This is a genomic window from Streptomyces sp. NPDC126497 (assembly GCF_040302425.1).
In the GTDB taxonomy this organism is placed as follows: domain Bacteria; phylum Actinomycetota; class Actinomycetes; order Streptomycetales; family Streptomycetaceae; genus Streptomyces.
In genome coordinates this window covers 1-15,355 of sequence record NZ_JBEORT010000005.1, presented here as the reverse complement: position 1 = coordinate 15,355, position 15,355 = coordinate 1, and the positions used below count along the sequence as shown (strand labels likewise).

11 protein-coding genes are annotated in these 15,355 nt (G+C 75.2%); 8 read left to right on the top strand and 3 right to left on the bottom strand.

Features of this window, described 5'->3' with window-relative positions; genetic code table 11:
• The first annotated feature begins 85 nt into the window (after positions 1-85).
• The 6 genes from ABTY20_RS04590 (at position 86) to ABTY20_RS04565 (ending at position 6,948) form a co-directional block, all read left to right on the top strand.
• Complete coding sequence (locus ABTY20_RS04590) at positions 86-1,171, top strand: GNAT family N-acetyltransferase (RefSeq protein WP_351995536.1); 1,086 nt, start codon at positions 86-88, stop codon at positions 1,169-1,171.
• A 12-nt stretch (positions 1,172-1,183) separates the two neighbouring features.
• Entirely contained in the window at positions 1,184-2,476 is a 1,293-nt protein-coding gene (locus ABTY20_RS04585) for a glycosyltransferase family 2 protein (RefSeq protein WP_351995535.1), read from the top strand.
• Complete coding sequence (locus tag ABTY20_RS04580) at positions 2,473-3,270, top strand: polysaccharide deacetylase family protein (RefSeq protein ID WP_351995534.1); 798 nt, start codon at positions 2,473-2,475, stop codon at positions 3,268-3,270. The genes ABTY20_RS04585 and ABTY20_RS04580 overlap by 4 nt, the downstream gene beginning before the upstream one ends.
• 132 nt (positions 3,271-3,402) lie before the next feature.
• Positions 3,403-5,313, top strand: coding sequence for a hypothetical protein (locus ABTY20_RS04575; protein ID WP_351995533.1), 1,911 nt, complete (start codon positions 3,403-3,405; stop codon positions 5,311-5,313).
• 43 nt (positions 5,314-5,356) lie between these two features.
• Positions 5,357-5,803: a hypothetical protein gene (locus ABTY20_RS04570; RefSeq protein ID WP_351995532.1), complete on the top strand. Its 447-nt coding sequence runs from the start codon at positions 5,357-5,359 to the stop codon at positions 5,801-5,803.
• Positions 5,804-5,883: 80 nt separating this feature from the next.
• Positions 5,884-6,948 carry a glycoside hydrolase family 26 protein gene (locus ABTY20_RS04565; protein WP_351995531.1) on the top strand — a complete coding sequence of 355 codons (1,065 nt, stop codon included), beginning with the start codon at positions 5,884-5,886 and terminating at the stop codon, positions 6,946-6,948.
• Positions 6,949-6,995: 47 nt separating this feature from the next.
• On the opposite strand, the gene ABTY20_RS04560 is transcribed toward ABTY20_RS04565, so the two are convergent.
• Both ABTY20_RS04560 and ABTY20_RS04555 read right to left on the bottom strand, forming a co-directional pair.
• The gene (locus ABTY20_RS04560; protein WP_351995530.1) at positions 6,996-9,257 is read right to left on the bottom strand and encodes a lipopolysaccharide biosynthesis protein; all 2,262 of its coding nucleotides are present in this window, start codon (positions 9,255-9,257) and stop codon (positions 6,996-6,998) included.
• A complete protein-coding gene (locus tag ABTY20_RS04555; RefSeq protein ID WP_351995643.1) occupies positions 9,254-10,441 on the bottom strand; it encodes a DegT/DnrJ/EryC1/StrS family aminotransferase in 1,188 nt (395 codons plus the stop codon). The genes ABTY20_RS04560 and ABTY20_RS04555 overlap by 4 nt, the downstream gene beginning before the upstream one ends.
• A gap of 339 nt (positions 10,442-10,780) precedes the next feature.
• Between ABTY20_RS04555 and fahA the strand changes: the two genes are divergently transcribed.
• Positions 10,781-11,995 carry a fumarylacetoacetase gene (gene fahA / locus ABTY20_RS04550; RefSeq protein WP_351995529.1) on the top strand — a complete coding sequence of 405 codons (1,215 nt, stop codon included), beginning with the start codon at positions 10,781-10,783 and terminating at the stop codon, positions 11,993-11,995.
• A gap of 168 nt (positions 11,996-12,163) precedes the next feature.
• Positions 12,164-13,102, top strand: coding sequence for a M56 family metallopeptidase (locus ABTY20_RS04545; protein WP_351995528.1), 939 nt, complete (start codon positions 12,164-12,166; stop codon positions 13,100-13,102).
• Positions 13,103-13,252: 150 nt separating this feature from the next.
• Here ABTY20_RS04545 and recQ read toward each other — a convergent pair whose 3' ends face one another.
• Entirely contained in the window at positions 13,253-15,187 is a 1,935-nt protein-coding gene (recQ, locus tag ABTY20_RS04540) for a DNA helicase RecQ (protein ID WP_351995527.1), read from the bottom strand.
• Positions 15,188-15,355: the final 168 nt, after the last annotated feature.

Sequence of the window (15,355 nt, the reverse complement as noted above, 5' to 3'; positions counted from 1 at the left end):
CAAGAACATGGTCCGCTATCTACCGTCCGCCCGGTCCCGGGCGGTACCTTCCAAGGGCCCAGGGGGGACTTGATCGGGGGGTCGGGTGAGCGGTGGACGCGTGCGCGTGCTGGGGCCCGGGGAGCTCGGCGAGGGGGAGCGGGAGCGCTGGCGGGAGCTGCGTGCCGCGACGGACGCACCGCGCAACCCGTTCATGGAACCGGAGTTCAGCGTCGCCGTGGCCCGGGTGCGGCCGCGGGCCCGGGTCGCCGTGCTGTACGAGGGTGCGCAGCCGGTGGGTTTCCTGCCGTACGAGCGGGGCGCGCTGGGGCAGGGGCGGGCGATCGGACTCGGGGTGTCGGACTGCCAGGGCGCGGTCCTGGCTCCCGGTGTCGCCCCGGAGACCGCCGAACTGCTGCGGGCCTGCTCGGTGTCGAGCTTCGTCTTCGACAACCTGGAGGCCGGCCAGGGGCTGTTCGTGCCGTACGCGGCCGAGGAGCACGCCACCTACGTCGTCGACGTGGGGAAGGGCTACGCGGCGTACGAGTCGGTGCTGCGCACCCGGTCGCCGAAGTTCCTGAGGACCACGCTGGCCAAGGAGCGCAGGCTGGGCCGCCGGGCCGGGGCCGTGCGGTTCGTCTTCGACGAGCGCGACCCGGCGGCGCTGCGCGCGCTCATGGAGTGGAAGTCGGCGCAGTACCGCAGGACCGGACGGCGCGACCGGTTCGCGCGGGAGTGGATCGTCCGGCTCGTGGGCCGGCTGGCCGGGACCCGGGCCGCCCAGTGCACCGGCGCGCTGTCGGTCCTGTACGCCGGGGAGCGTCCCGTCGCCGCGCACTTCGGACTGCGGTCGGCGTCCGTCCTGGCCTGCTGGTTCCCGGCGTACGACCCAAAGTTCGCGACGTACTCGCCCGGCCTGGTGCTGCACCTGCGGATGGCCGAGGCGGCGGCGGCCGAGGGCATCGGGATGCTCGACCTGGGACGCGGTCCGGCCGCGTACAAGGACTCCCTGAAGACCGGTGAACTCGCCGTGTACGAGGGGGCGGCGACCCGTCCGGGGGTGGGCGCCGCGCTGCACCGGCTGGGCCGCGGGCCCGCGCGCCGCGCGCACGGCTTCGTCCGCGCCCGTCCGCGCCTGGCGGCGCTGGCGGCGCGGACCCTGAAGGGCGCGGCACGGCTGCGCCGGTCGTGAGGAGGGGGACGGGTGTTCCGCAGAGCGCGTACGCAGGAGGAGATACGGCGGTTCCTGGCCATCGGCGCGGTACAGGTCGCCGAACTGGACCTGGACGGTGACGAGTCCGCGCCGAGACCCGGCCCGGGCAGCCCCCCGGTGACCCACGGCGAGGTGTTCCTACTGGTCAGACGGGCGGGCCGCCCGGTGGGGACCCTGCTGGCGCGGGTGCCGGAGGGCGCGGACCCGCGGACCGTGCTGACGCGGGCGGCCGCCGGGGTGGCGGGGGACGCCGCGGTGGCGGAGGCCGCGGGGGACGGCGGGGGGCCGCCGTACGCCTCGGTCGTCGTGGCCACCCGGGAGCGGGCCGGGCGGCTCGCCCGGACGCTGGACTCGCTGCTCGCGCAGGAGCATCCGCGGTTCGAGGTCGTCGTCGTCGACAACGCGCCGGTGACCGGCGGGACCCGCGAGCTGGTGGAGCGCGCGTACGGCGAGCGGGTGCGGTACGCGTGCGAGCCGGTGCCCGGGCTCGCCGTCGCGCACAACAGGGGGCTGGCGGCGGCCCGGGGCGAGGTGGTCGCCTTCACCGACGACGACGTGGTCGCCGATCCCCACTGGCTCACCGAGCTGACCGCGCCGTTCGCCGCCGACCCCCGGCTCGGCTGCGTCACCGGACTGATCCTGCCCGCCCGGCTGCGCACCCCGGCCCAGGTCCTGCTGGAGAGCCACGGCGGCTTCGCGAAGGGCTTCACACCGACGACGTACGATCCCGGCGACCCGCCCCGCGACGAGCCGCTGTTCCCCTTCACCGCGGGCCGCTTCGGCTCCGGCGCGAACATGGCCTTCCGCACGGAGGTGCTGCGTGCCGTCGGCGGCTTCGACCCGGCCACCGGCACCGGGACGCCCGCCCGGGGCGGCGACGACCTGTACGGGTTCGTGCGCGTCCTCGCCCAGGGGTACCGGCTGCACTACACGCCGCGGGCGCTGGTGTGGCACCACCACCGGGAGACCTGGGCCGACCTGGAGGCCCAGGCGTACGGCTACGGCGCCGGCCTCACCGCCTACCTCACCGCGATCCTGGTCAACCGGCCCGCGCTGCTGCCGGCGTTCCTCGCCCGGCTGCCGCGCGGCCTCGCCCACGCCCGCGCGCTGACCGGGGCGCGCGACACGGACGGCGGCGGCGCGCCGGGCGGACACGGAGCCCGCGCCCACCCCTGGCCGCGCCGTCTGTCGCGGCTGCAGCGCAGGGGGATGGCGTACGGGCCGCTCGGGTACCTGCGGGCGAGGCGGGCGCTGGCGGGCGCCACGGGACGGGGGACGGGATGAACCAGGCCGTACCCGTCCTCCTCTACCACGCCGTGATGGACGATCCGCCGGACTGGATCGCCGAGTTCACCGTCACGCCCGAGGAGTTCGCGGCCCACCTCGACGCCGTCGTGGACAGCGGACGCACGCCCGTCACCATCAGCGCCCTCGCCGACCAACTCACCGGACGGGCCCCCCTGCCGCCCCGGCCGGTGCTGCTCACCTTCGACGACGGCTTCGCCGACCTGCCCGGTCCCACCGCCGAGGCGCTCGCCGGGCGCTCGCTGCCCGCGACCGCGTACCTGACCACCGGCGCCATCGCCCCGGGCGGCCGCAGCCTGCTGCCACCCGCCCCGATGATGACCCTGGACCGGGTGGTGGAGCTGGAACGGTCCGGCATGGAGATCGGCAGCCACACGGTCACCCACGCCCAGCTCGACACCCTGAGCTCCGGGCGGCTGCGCGCCGAACTGGTGGACTCCCGGGCGGTGCTGGAGGACGCCCTCGGCCACCCCGTCCCCCACCTCGCCTATCCGCACGGCTACAACAGCCCCCGGGTGCGCGCCATGGCCGCTCGCGCCGGCTACGAGACGGCGACCGCCGTGCGGCACGCGCTCAGTTCGGGGCGGGACGAGCGCTACCGCATCGCCCGTCTGATCGTCCGGCGCGGCCACACCGTCGCCGACGTCGAGGCGTGGCTGGCGGGCGACGGTGCGCGGATCGCCCCGTACCGGGACGGGCCGAGGACCGTCGGCTGGCGGTGGTACCGCCGGGTCCGCACCGTCCTGCGCGGCCGTCCCTCCTTCGCCGGTTGAGGGGGGCGGGCGGGCCGGGGAGGTCCGCGCGGGAGATATCGGGCAGCTGCCGCTTCACAGGCGAGTCCGCCGTTTTTGGTGTGAAAACCAGAGGTAATTCCTATACTCGTCGCGGGGGAGGGGAGTCCCGGCGTGCAACAGCGTGTGCCCGTACCGACCACCGGGAGCAGTGAGTCGCCCGGGCCGGCCAGCGGCCCGAAGGAGCCGGGACGCGGCCCCGGCGGGGGCCGCGGATCCTGGCCCCTCCCGAGCGGTCCGCCCGACGCCGGGCTGCTGACGCTGCCGCTCGCCACCGGGCTGTGGTGCCACGCACTGCCCCGCATCGGCTTCCGGGAGATGGGTGACTACGGGCTGCTGGACCGTCTTCCGGCTTCCTACTACCTGTCGCTGCTGGTCCTCACCGCCGGCTTCGTCCTCAGCCTGCGGCGCGCGGGCACCGCGCCCTGGTGGCCGGCCGCGCACTGCGCCGCGCTGCTGTGCGCGCTCAAGGCGCCGCCGGCGGTGCTGTACGACGCCGTGCGCTACCCGTGGGCCTCCAAGCACGACGCCGTCGTCGACACCCTGCTCGCCAACGGTGAACTGCGGCCCGGCGCGGCGCTGTCGGGCAACATGTCCGCGTACGACCAGTGGCCTGGCTTCTTCACGCTGAACGCCGGCCTGGTGCGCGCCTTCGGCGTGGAGGGCGCCGCCGCGTACGCCAACTGGGCGCCGGTCGCCCTCGGCCTGCTGACGATGCCGGTGCTCGTCCTGCTCTACCGCACCTTCTGCGAGGACTGGCGGCTGGTGTGGACCGCCGTGTGGATCTTCCAGCTCGCCAACTGGGTGGGCCAGGACTACTTCGCCCCCCAGGGACTCGCGTACCTGCTGCACCTGACGGTCATCGCGGTGGTGCTGCGGCACTTCGTGCGCCCCGGGTCCGCCGGGCGGCTGCGGGACCGCACCACCCTCGACCCGGCCGCCGCCGGCGTGCCACCGCCCACGGGGACCCGGCAGCGCGCCGTCTGCGTGGTGGTCCTCGCCCCGCTGATCGCCGCCGTCAACGCCACGCACCAGCTCACCCCGGTGATGCTCTGCGTCTGCCTGTTCGCGCTCACCCTCACGCGCCGCTACCGCAATCACGGGCTGCTGGCCGTCGCCGTGCTGCTGATGCTCGCCTGGGACCTCACCATGGGCCGGCCGCTGTTCGTCGAGACGCTGTCCACCCTCGAGGAGTCGATCGGCGAGCTGACGCGGAACTCCCGCGCGGGATACGCGGGGCGGCTCACCGGGCCCGGCCCCGAACTCGCCGGAACCGCCAACGTGCTGATGGTGCTCGCGGTCGCCGCGCTCGCCGCGCTCGCCCTCGTGCTGCGGCGCCGGCTGGTCCGCAGCGCACTGCCGCTGCTGCTGGTCTCCGCCGCCCCGGTGCCGCTCTTCGCCGTCAACGACTACGGCGGCGAGATGCTCTTCCGCGTCTACCTGTTCGGCCTGCCGGGTGCGGCGTTCTTCGCCGCCGCCGCGCTCGTGCCCGCCGCGGGCGTCCGCCCCGGCCGGGCGAGGACGCTGCGGCGCGGGGCCGCGGCCGTCGCCCTGCCGGCCGTCCTGCTGGTGCTGACGGCCGGCTTCCTGCCGTCGTACTACGGCAAGGAGAGGATGTACTACACACCGCCCGAGGAGACCGCACTGGTCACCCGGACCCTCGACAACGCCCCCGACGGCTCGCTGATCCTCTCCACCAGCGGTTCCTTCCCGCAGGCGCTGCACCGGTACGACCGCCTGGAACACTGGTTCTTCGCCGAGCGGGAACTGCCGGAGAACGAGAGGATGCTCGAGGACCCGGCCCGTCACCTCGCCGACGGGATCCCGCCGGGCACCAGGGCGTACGTCGTCCTCACCCGCACCCAGGACGTCTACACCGCCGGCGAGGGCCTGCTGCCGGCCGGCGGCTTCGAGACCCTGCGCACGAAGCTCTCCGCCTCACCGCTCTTCCGGACCGTCGAAAGCCACCCCTACGGCGTCGTCCTGGAGTACCGTCCGGCCGCCCGACGATCGACCACAAGGTGATCGAAGTGACGTTGAAGTCCAGCCAGTTCCGTCAGGTCAGCCCATGAACAGCACCGGCTCCCCGAACTCCGCCGGTCCCGGGGGCCTTCGGGTCACCGGGACGCACCTCAGGGTCCTCATCGGCGCCTCGGGCTGGCTCGCGCTGGCCGCCACCGCCGTGCCCGGCCCCTCACCGTTGCGCTGGATCCCGGTGCTGCTCTTCACCCTGTTCGGCCCGGGCGGGGCGGCGCTGTACCCGCGGCCGGGCCGGCCGGCCGCCGGCGCCCGGCTGGAGGCCGTCGCGCTCGCCGCGCCGGTCAGCCTCTCGCTCGGTGTGCTCACCGCCACCTCGCTGTTCCTGGTGGAGGGCTTCTCGACGGTCTCCTTCCTCGTCCCGCTCGCCGTCTTCACCACGGTCGCCGCGGCCCTGCCGGGGCTGCCACTGCCCGCCGCCCGGCGCGGCGCGGTGGGACGCGTCGGGCGCGGGTCCGCGCACGGCGGTGGCGCATGACGGGGCCGCGCGGGTGGTCCGGGTGGCGCGCGCCGGGGGACGCGGGGCGCGCGAGGCGCGGTTGCACGGCGGCCGTCCTGGTGACGGTCGCCGCGCTGCTGACCGGGCTCGGGTTCTGGGCCGGCCGGCCCGGCGACGACGCCCCCTCCGGCCGGGGGCTGCCCGGCAACGCGGCCTCCGGTGCGCTGCCCACCGGCCCCTGCGCCCCCACCGGCACGCTGGTCCCGCCCTGCGGCGCCTGGTGGGGAGCGTACGTGCCGTACGCGGCGAACGGCTCGCTCGAGGACGCCGTGCTCGGTTTCGAGAAGCGGATCGGCCGCAGGCTCGACCTCGTCTACAACTACCACGACATGTCGGGCACCGAGCTCGACGGGCAGCTGCTCACCCCCGACGAGCAGGAGCTGGGCAGGGACCGGCTGCTCATGCTGGCCTGGGAGTCCACCGTCTGGACCGAGCCGCACCACGAGAACTGGACGGAGACCCAGCTCGGCTGGAGGAACATCGCCTCCGGGACGTACGACGAGGAGGTCGTCGACCCGCAGATCCGGCGCCTCAAGGCCTACGGCAAACGCGTCTTCCTCTCCTTCGACCAGGAGACCGACGCCCGCATCGAGGAGGGCGCCGGCACCCCGGCGGAGTTCGTCGCGGCGTACCGCCACCTCCACGACCGGTTCCGTGAGCTGGGGGCCGACAACGTCGTGTGGGTGTGGACCGTCTCCGGCTACCTCGGCAGCGGGAAGGAGATGAAGGCCCTCTACCCCGGGGACGAGTACGTCGACTGGATCGCGATGGACCAGTACAACTACTACGGCTGCCACGGCACCACCGACTGGAAGGACTTCCTGCGCAGCCAGCGGCCCGGCTACGCGTGGCTGCGCGCGAACGTCACCGACGACAAGCCGGTGATGCTCGCGGAGTTCGCCACCGCGCCCGACGCCGACGACCCGGGGCGCCAGCGCGACTGGTACGCCCGCATCCCCGACGCCGTGAAGGAACTCCCGGAGGTGAAGGCCCTGGTGCACTGGAACCGGCCGACCTCCGGGAAACCCGAGTGCGACCTGACCGTCAACGACGGACCGGGGCTCGAGGGCTACCGGGAGGCGGGGAGGGACGGGTACTTCCGGCAGCCCGTGCCGCCCCGTTGAGCGGCGCCCGGCCCGGGCCCGGCCCCGAGGCGCCCGGCCCGGACCGCTCAGCGGCCGGGCGGGCCGTCCCGTCCGCCGCGGAGCGCACGCCACGCCGCCGGCGCCGCCCGGCCGAGCAGCAGCAGCCCGAGGAGCGCGACCAGCAGCGGCGGCGCGACCGGTGCGAGCGCCTGCCGGAACGTCCAGCCGGCCACCCCGACGAGATACAGCACGCCCCAGCGGACCGGCCGGGCCGCCCGCCCGCCCGCGCGGGCGAGCAGCAGCCACAGCGGTACGAGACACAGCGGCTGGGCCACCACGGGGGCCCACTGCAGCAGGGGGCCGGGGCCGTCCAGCCCCACCGCCTCCGCGAGGAGGCGGGCCGTGCCGGAGTACGGCGCCCCGGCCACCGGGTCGGGCCGCCATCCGAGGGCGACGGGCGCGGCGTACAGGGCGGCCAGGGCGGAACCCAGCGCGACGCCGGGGAGCAGGGGAACCGGCCGCCGGCACCACGTGACCGAGGCGACGAAGACGAGCAGCAGCAGGACCCCGGCGGCCAGCGCGGGCGGCGGCAGTCCTTCCAGCAGCTGACGTCCCGTGGGCTCGCCCCCGCGGGCCCCGCCGGGCCGGCGGAGTCCGTGCACCGAGCACCAGAAGACCAGGGTCGCGAGGGCCAGCAGGGTCCAGAGGGTCCCCGCGACCCGGCGGCCGGGGCCGTCGCCGGGCTCCTCCGTCCGGACCGGCCCCACGCCCGCCGGGTCCTCCTCCCGGCCCTGCTTCCCCGGCTCCCCCGGGTCCGGCGACCTGGCGACGAACGCCACCGCATCCGCCCGGAGGGCTTCCCGTTCGTAGCCGGGACGGCCGGTGAACAGCGTGACGGTGTCCTCGTCGCCCTCCGCGTCCTCGCGTCCGTACGCCGCCCGGCGCGCCCCGTGCGTGCCGTATCCGGCGGTGGCGTTGAGCCTGGCCCAGCGCGTGCCGTACTCGGGGACGGCGGTGGCCCGCTCCACCGGCCCGCCGGCCCTTCCGCGCAGCGCCGCACGCAGCCCGAACACCGAGACGGCCGCGACCGGCGTCATGCCGATCAGCACCGCCCATCCGGCCCCCGCGATCCCCGCCGGGGTGAACAGCACGGCCGCGCTGCCCAGCACCAGCGTGCACATCGCGCCCTGGAGCGCGGCGAGCACACCGGTGCGCCCCTGCACCCGCAGCACCCCGATGTACAGCTCCACGACCACCCGGGGCAGCGCCCCGAGCGCCAGCAGCCGCAGCACGGTCGAGCCGTGCTCGGCGTAGTCCGCGTCGAACGGGGTGAGGATCCGGGGCGCGAAGACGACCAGCACCGCGACCACCGGCACCAGCAGCAGCACCATCCGGCGCAGCGCCCCCCGCACCCCGTCGGCGAGCCGGCGCGGGTCGTGCGAGGCGTGGGCGGTGAGCGACGAGGCCATGTTGACGGCCATGAACTCCATGGTGCCGCCGACGGTGTACGCCACGTAGAAGTAGCCGTTCTCCGCCGCGCCGAAGCGGACCGCGACCATCACCGGCAGCAGGTTGATCATGGCGAGGCTGAACAGCGCGCCGAGCGAGTCGCCCACCAGGAAGCGGCCCATGGGCCGCAGGCCGGGCGGTTCCACGTCGCGGTCGGCGGCGGCCTGACGCGGGATGAGCCGACGGAAGATCAGCCAGCCGAGCGGCAGGGTGGAGAACGCGATGGCCACGGCCCAGGACACGAAGATGCCCAGCACGGGCAGCGCGCTCGCGAGGACGGCCAGCAGGACCAGCTTGCCGACGGAGAACACCGCGTTCCCGGCCGGCACCCACTCGGCCTTGCGCAGCCCCGTGAGCACGCCGTCCTGGAGGGTGAGCAGCGCCCACGCCACGCACGCGGCGACGAACAGCGCCCCGGCCACCGGTGTGCCGAGGGGCGCGTAGGAGGGGCCCCACCGGTCGAGCGTGAGCAGGAAGACGCCCGCGGCCAGCGCGACGACCACCGAACTCACCAGGTACACGCCTGCCACCAGGCGTCCGGTCCCGCGGCCGGCCCGCGGCACGAAGCGGACCACGGCGCCGATCATCGTGGTCGCGGTGACACTGGCGAGCAGCCGCATCGCGGCGATCGCGGCGGAGCCCTGGCCGACCGCGTCCTCGGAGTAGCAGCGGGCGGCCACGAGCCAGAATCCCAGCCCGAGGACGGCGGACACGCCCGTGCTGAGCATCAGGAAGTAGGCGTTCTTGAACAGGGAGTCGGAGCCGGGCGCGGCCCCGTCGGACCGGGGCCCGCCTTCGGCGCGCGCCGCGGCGGCCCCGTGCACCCGGGTGTCGGTCACGGGCCGGCCCCGGCCCCGCCGGCCGGTGTCCGCGGTCGCGCCGGCTCCTCCGGCGGTTCGGCCGGCCGCGCACCGGACCGCTCCAGCACGTCGACGACCTCCCTCGCCCGCAGCGGGTCCACCGGCAGCGCGTGCCGCGCGAACCAGCGGGCCGCCCCGGGCGCGGGCGACGGGTCGGTGAACTCCTCCCCCGCGTAGTCGTCGAGGGGCGGGTCGTAGAGGTAGCCGACGACGATCCCGCGCCGGGCCAGTGCCGTGATCGCCGCGTCCCGGTCCGCCACCAGCAGCGGCACCCGGAACAGCGGCTGCACCCCGCTTCCGTCCCCGGGCCGGGCCCACCGGGTCGACAGCAGCAGCTCGGTGCCGTCCCGGCAGGCCCGGAGCACCTCGTCCAGCCGTCCGAGCCGGCGCCGGATCCGCCGCAGCCGCAGCGGGCCGGACTCCAGGCGGTAGGAGTGCATGTCGACGCGGACCCAGGGGTCGTACGCGGCCAGGTCCGGGGCCGCGCCGGCGGCCCGGACCAGCGCCTCGGGACGCAGCGGCATCCTGATCCCGTCGCGTTCGGTCGGACCCAGCAGTCCCAGCGTGGCCCGGGCGACCCGTCGCAGCCCCGGCCCGCGTACGGCGGCCTCCGCGTACGGCCTCAGGGCATAGGCGAGTTCGGACGCCGCACGGGGCGGGGTGAGCAGTTCGGCGCAGGCGGCCCGGACCGCCTCGGCCAGGCCCGGGTCGGCGAGCGAGAGGATGCCGCCCGCCCGGGCGCCGACGTGCTTGGAGAGGCTGAGGACGGAGGCCTCGCCCCAGGTCCCGACCGGCCGCCCGCCGGTCTCGCTGCCGATCGCGTGCGCCCCGTCCTCCAGCAGCGGGATGCCCAGCGCGTCGCAACGCGCCCGCAGCCGCGGCGCCGGGTCCGGGTTGCCGTACAGGTTCGTGGTCAGGACGGCGGACAGTGAGCCCCATGTCCCCTCGGGCACGGCGTCGACGTCGACGGTCCCGTCGAACGGGTTCAACGGCGCCTGCACCGGCCGCAGTCCCGCCGCCAGCACCACGAAGAAGACGACGTCGTCGTTGACCGGCGACATCAGCACCCGGCCGCCCGGCGGGCACCAGTGGCGCAGCGCCACGAACAGCCCGAATCTGCACGACGGCACGTACACGCATTCCCGGCCGAGCCGGCCGCGCACGGTCTCTTCCAGCCGTTTCGGCCACGGTCCCGAGCGCGCCGGGCGCGGGCCGGCCTCCCCCATGGTCATCCGCCCCCCAGGGTGCCGTCGGAACGCCCCCTCCCCGAGGCCTTCCGGCACCCGCCCAGAGTCGCCCCGTTCGCACCGCTCCGTCAAGATTGCCTCCCCTCCTGTGGATAACTTCCGGTACGCGGGGGGGGGACGCGGAAGGGGCGCGGGAGGGGCGCGGGAGGTGCGCCGCCACGTCGGCTCTGCCCAAGACCGCCGTGCCACCCGTAACGTGTGGCACGGCCACGGACACGTGGAGCACCTGCGCACCCGAAAGCGAGGCAGCACCCGATGCCCCCCTTCGATGTCCCCGAGGGCGATCCCTTCGGCCCGCACAACCTGCCGTACGGCGTCTTCTCGTCCCCCGGCTCGGCGGAGCGGACCGTGGGCGTCCGGCTCGGCGACCACGTCCTCGACGCCGGTGCGGCGGCGCGCGCCCTGGGGTCCCCCTACGCCTCCCTGCTCGCCCGCCCGACCCTCAACCCGCTGCTGGCGGCGGGCCGCACGGCCTGGTCGGACGTGCGGCGCGCGCTCACGGCGTGGGTGACCGTCCCGGCGCACCGGGAGACCGTCGAGCCCCTGTTCCACCCGCTGTCCGAGGTGACCCTGCACCTCCCCTTCGAGGTCGCGGACTACGTCGACTTCTACGCCTCCGAGAACCACGCCCGGAACGTCGGCAGGATCTTCCGTCCCGACGCCGCCGACTCCCTGACCCCCAACTGGAAACACCTGCCGATCGGTTACCACGGCCGCTCCGGCACGGTCGTGGTGTCCGGCACCGACGTGGTGCGCCCCTCCGGCCAGCGCAAGGCGCCCACGGACCCCGCCCCGGTCTTCGGGCCGTCCGTCCGGCTGGACATCGAGGCCGAGGTCGGCTTCGTGGTCGGCGTGCCGTCCGAGCCGGGCCGGCCGGTGCCGCTCGGTGGCTTCCGCGACCACGTCTTCGGCCTCTGCCTCCTCAACGACTGGTCCGCCCGCGACGTCCAGGCCTGGGAGTACGTGCCCCTCGGCCCGTTCCTCGGCAAGTCCTTCGCCACCTCGGTGTCGGCCTGGATCACCCCGCTGGACGCCCTGGACGAGGCCCGTGTCGCGCCGCCGGAGCGCACCCACGGACTGCTGCCCTACCTGGACGACGCGGCCGAGGAACCCGGCGGCTACGACCTGCGGATCACCGTCGCGGTCAACGGTCACGTCGTCTCCGAACCCCCCTTCTCCACCATGTACTGGACGGCCGCCCAGCAGCTCGCCCACATGACCGTCAACGGCGCCTGGCTGCGCACCGGCGACCTGTACGGCTCCGGCACGGTGAGCGGACCCGCCGAACGGGAACGCGGGTCGCTGCTCGAGCTGACCTGGAACGGCCGCGACGCCCTCGAACTCCCCGACGGCAAGCGGACGTTCCTGGAGGACGGCGACGTGGTGACGCTGTCGGCCTGGGCGCCGGGACCGGGCGGCGTCCGCGTGGGCCTCGGCGAGGTCACGGGCCGGGTGGTCCCCGCGGTCTGACCCGTCCGGTCCTCACCGATCTTCGGCGAACCCCGACCCGCACCGCCCATCACCGTCATACTTGGTGCCGGGCGGTGTGTGCGTTCACGCCGCGCGCCCCCGCACCGCCCGCACGCCCCCAGCACGACCCGAAGCCGCCCTCTTCCGACAGGATCCGGAGCCCGTGGCATGACCGTCTGCCTGCTCCTGCTGAGCGTCGTCGCCGTGACGGCCGCCGTGCCCGCCCCCCGGGCACTGACCCGGGCGAAGTGGCCGGAACGGGAACCGGTGGTCGCCCTGTGGGTGTGGCAGTGCCTGGTCGCCACCGTCCTGCTGTGCTGCGTCACGGCTCTCGCCCTGGGCGCCGCGGCCGTCTTCGGCACCGTACGCGCCCAGCTCTTCGCCCCGGCCCCGCCCGCGGTCACCGCGGCCTACGACCTGTCCGCCGCCTCGCCCTGGACGATCGTCCTCACCGTGCTGCTCGCCTGCGGGGCGGCCTGGACGACCGCCATGCTCGGGCGCGAACTGGTCGAGGCCCGTCGCCGGCGCGCCCGGGCCCGGGCCCATCTGCGGGAACGCGCCCCCGACCTGCCCGCCGGTCTGCCCGCGGCCCGCGGTCCGCTGCTGGTGCTGGAGGACGAGTACCCCGACGCCTGGTGGATGCCGGGCAGCCCGCCCCAGCTGGTCGTCACCACCGGCGCCCTGCAGCGGCTCACCGACCACCAGCTCGACGCCGTCCTCACCCACGAGCGCGGTCACGCCCGCGCCCGCCACGACTGGCTGCTGCACCTGTCCACCGCGCTGGCCACCGGTTTCCCCCGCATCCCGCTGTTCGCGCACTTCTGCGACCAGACCCACCGCCTGGTGGAGCTGTCCGCCGACGACACGGCCTCCCGTCGCTGCGGCCACCTGACCACGGCGCTGGCGCTGATCGAGCTCAACCAGCACCGCGGCGTGCTGTCCTGCGCCTCCAGCCACCGCCTCCTCGGCGAACGCGTCGACCGCCTCCTGGAGCCCCCGCCCCGTCTCGACCGCCGCCACCGCGCCCTGACCACGGCCGCGGCGGCCCTGGTACCGCTGGTCCCCCTGTTGATCACCTTCGCCCCGGGCCTGACGGCCCTGCCGTAGGCAGCCGCGGGCGGTCGGACCGCCGCCCGCGGGCAGTCGCGCCGCAAAGGCGGTGGGGGTCCCCCCGCTCGAGCGGAGCCGGGAGGGGGGAGGCGCCCCGCGGACGCCGGGCCGCGCGACGACCCCCGCCCGGCCCCGGCGCGCGGCCGCCTACGTCCAGTCGGGCTCCGGCTCCTCCTCGGGCCAGTCGTCCGGACCGCCGGGGTCCTCGGCCCCGGCCCCGGCACCGCCGTCCCCCGGCGCCGTCAACCCGGCCAGCACCGCCACCACACCCTCCCCGTACGTCGCCCGCTTCTTCTCCCCCACCCCGCTGATCCCGCCGAGCTCGGCCACCGACGTGGGCCACACCGTGGCGATCTCCCGCAGCGTGGCGTCGTGGAAGATGACGTACGCCGGGACCCCCTGCTCCCGGGCCTGCTCCGCGCGCCAGGCGCGCAGCGCCTCGAACGCGGGCTGGAGCTCCTCGGGCAGCTCGGCCGCGGCGGCCTTGGCCTTGCGCTCCCCCCGCCCCGAACCCGACCGGGCGGTCACCGGCTTCTTCGGCTCCTTGCGCAGCGGCACCTCCCGCTCCCGCCGCAGCACCGCCCCGCTGGCCTCGGTCAGCACCAGCGTGCCGTACTCGCCCTCGACCGCGAGCAGTCCCTGGGCGAGCAACTGGCGTACCACGCCCCGCCATTCCGCCTCGGTCAGCTCCTCACCGATGCCGAACACGGAGAGCTGGTCGTGGTCGAACTGGATGACCTTGGCGGTGCGCCGCCCCAGCAGGATGTCGACGATCTGCACCGCGCCGAACTTCTGCCCGCGCTCCCGCTGCAGCCGCACCACCGTGGACAGCACCTTCTGCGCCGCGACGGTCCCGTCCCAGGTCTCCGGCGGGGTGAGGCAGGTGTCGCAGTTGCCGCAGCCCGCCGGGTCGGGGTCCTGGCCGAAGTAGGCGAGGAGCCGGCCGCGCCGGCACCGGACGGTCTCGCACAGGCCGAGCATCGCGTCCAGGTGCTGGTTCGCCCGCCGCCGGAACGCCTCGTCGCCCTCGCCGGACTGGATCAGCTTGCGCTGCTGTATGACGTCGTTGAGCCCGTACGCCATCCAGGCCGTGGACGGCAGCCCGTCGCGCCCCGCGCGACCCGTCTCCTGGTAGTAGCCCTCGACCGACTTGGGCAGGTCGAGGTGGGCGACGAAGCGGACGTCCGGCTTGTCGATGCCCATGCCGAAGGCGATGGTCGCCACCACGACCAGGCCCTCCTCCCGCAGGAACCGCGCCTGGTGCGCGGCGCGCGTCCCCGCGTCGAGGCCCGCGTGGTACGGGACCGCCTCGATGCCGTTGCGGCTGAGGAACTCGGCGGTCTTCTCCACCGAGTTGCGCGACAGGCAGTAGACGATGCCCGCGTCCCCGGCGTGCTCCTCGCGCAGGAAGCCCAGCAGCTGCTTCCTGGGGTCCGCCTTGGGCACGATCCGGTACTGGATGTTGGGCCGGTCGAAGCTCGCCACGAAGTGCCGGGCGTCCGGCATGCCGAGCCGCTCGGTGATCTCCCGGTGCGTGGCGTGCGTGGCGGTCGCCGTGAGCGCGATGCGGGGCACGTCCGGCCACCGCTCGCCCAGCACCGAGAGGGTGAGGTAGTCCGGCCGGAAGTCGTGCCCCCACTGGGACACGCAGTGCGCCTCGTCGATCGCGAAGACGGAGATCTTGCCGCGTGAGAGCAGGTCCTGGGCGCTGTCCAGCCGCAGCCGCTCCGGTGCGAGGTACAGCAGGTCCAGCTCGCCGGCGAGGAACTCCGCCTCGACCACGCGCCGCTCGTCGAAGTCCTGCGTGGAGTTCATGAACCCGGCCCGCACGCCCAGCGCCCGCAGCGCGTCCACCTGGTCCTGCATCAGCGCGATGAGCGGGGAGACGACGACTCCCGTGCCCGGCCTGACCAGGGCCGGGATCTGGTAGCAGAGCGACTTGCCGCCGCCGGTCGGCATGAGCACGACGGCGTCGCCGCCCGCGATCACGTGCTCGACGACCGCTTCCTGCTCGCCGCGGAAGGCGTCGTACCCGAACACCCGGTGCAGCGCGGCCAGCGCCTCGCTCTCCGTCACTGCCATCCCGCCACTACCGCCCGTCACCGTGTCCCCGTGAGCCGTCCCTCGACCACTGCCTCCACGATAGGGGCCCGCACCGACAGCCCCGGAGTTGTCCACGGATTCACCCGTACGACGACGGCGGCGGCGCCGCGCCCCGGGGGGGGGCGGGGCCCCGCCCGCCGGGGAGAG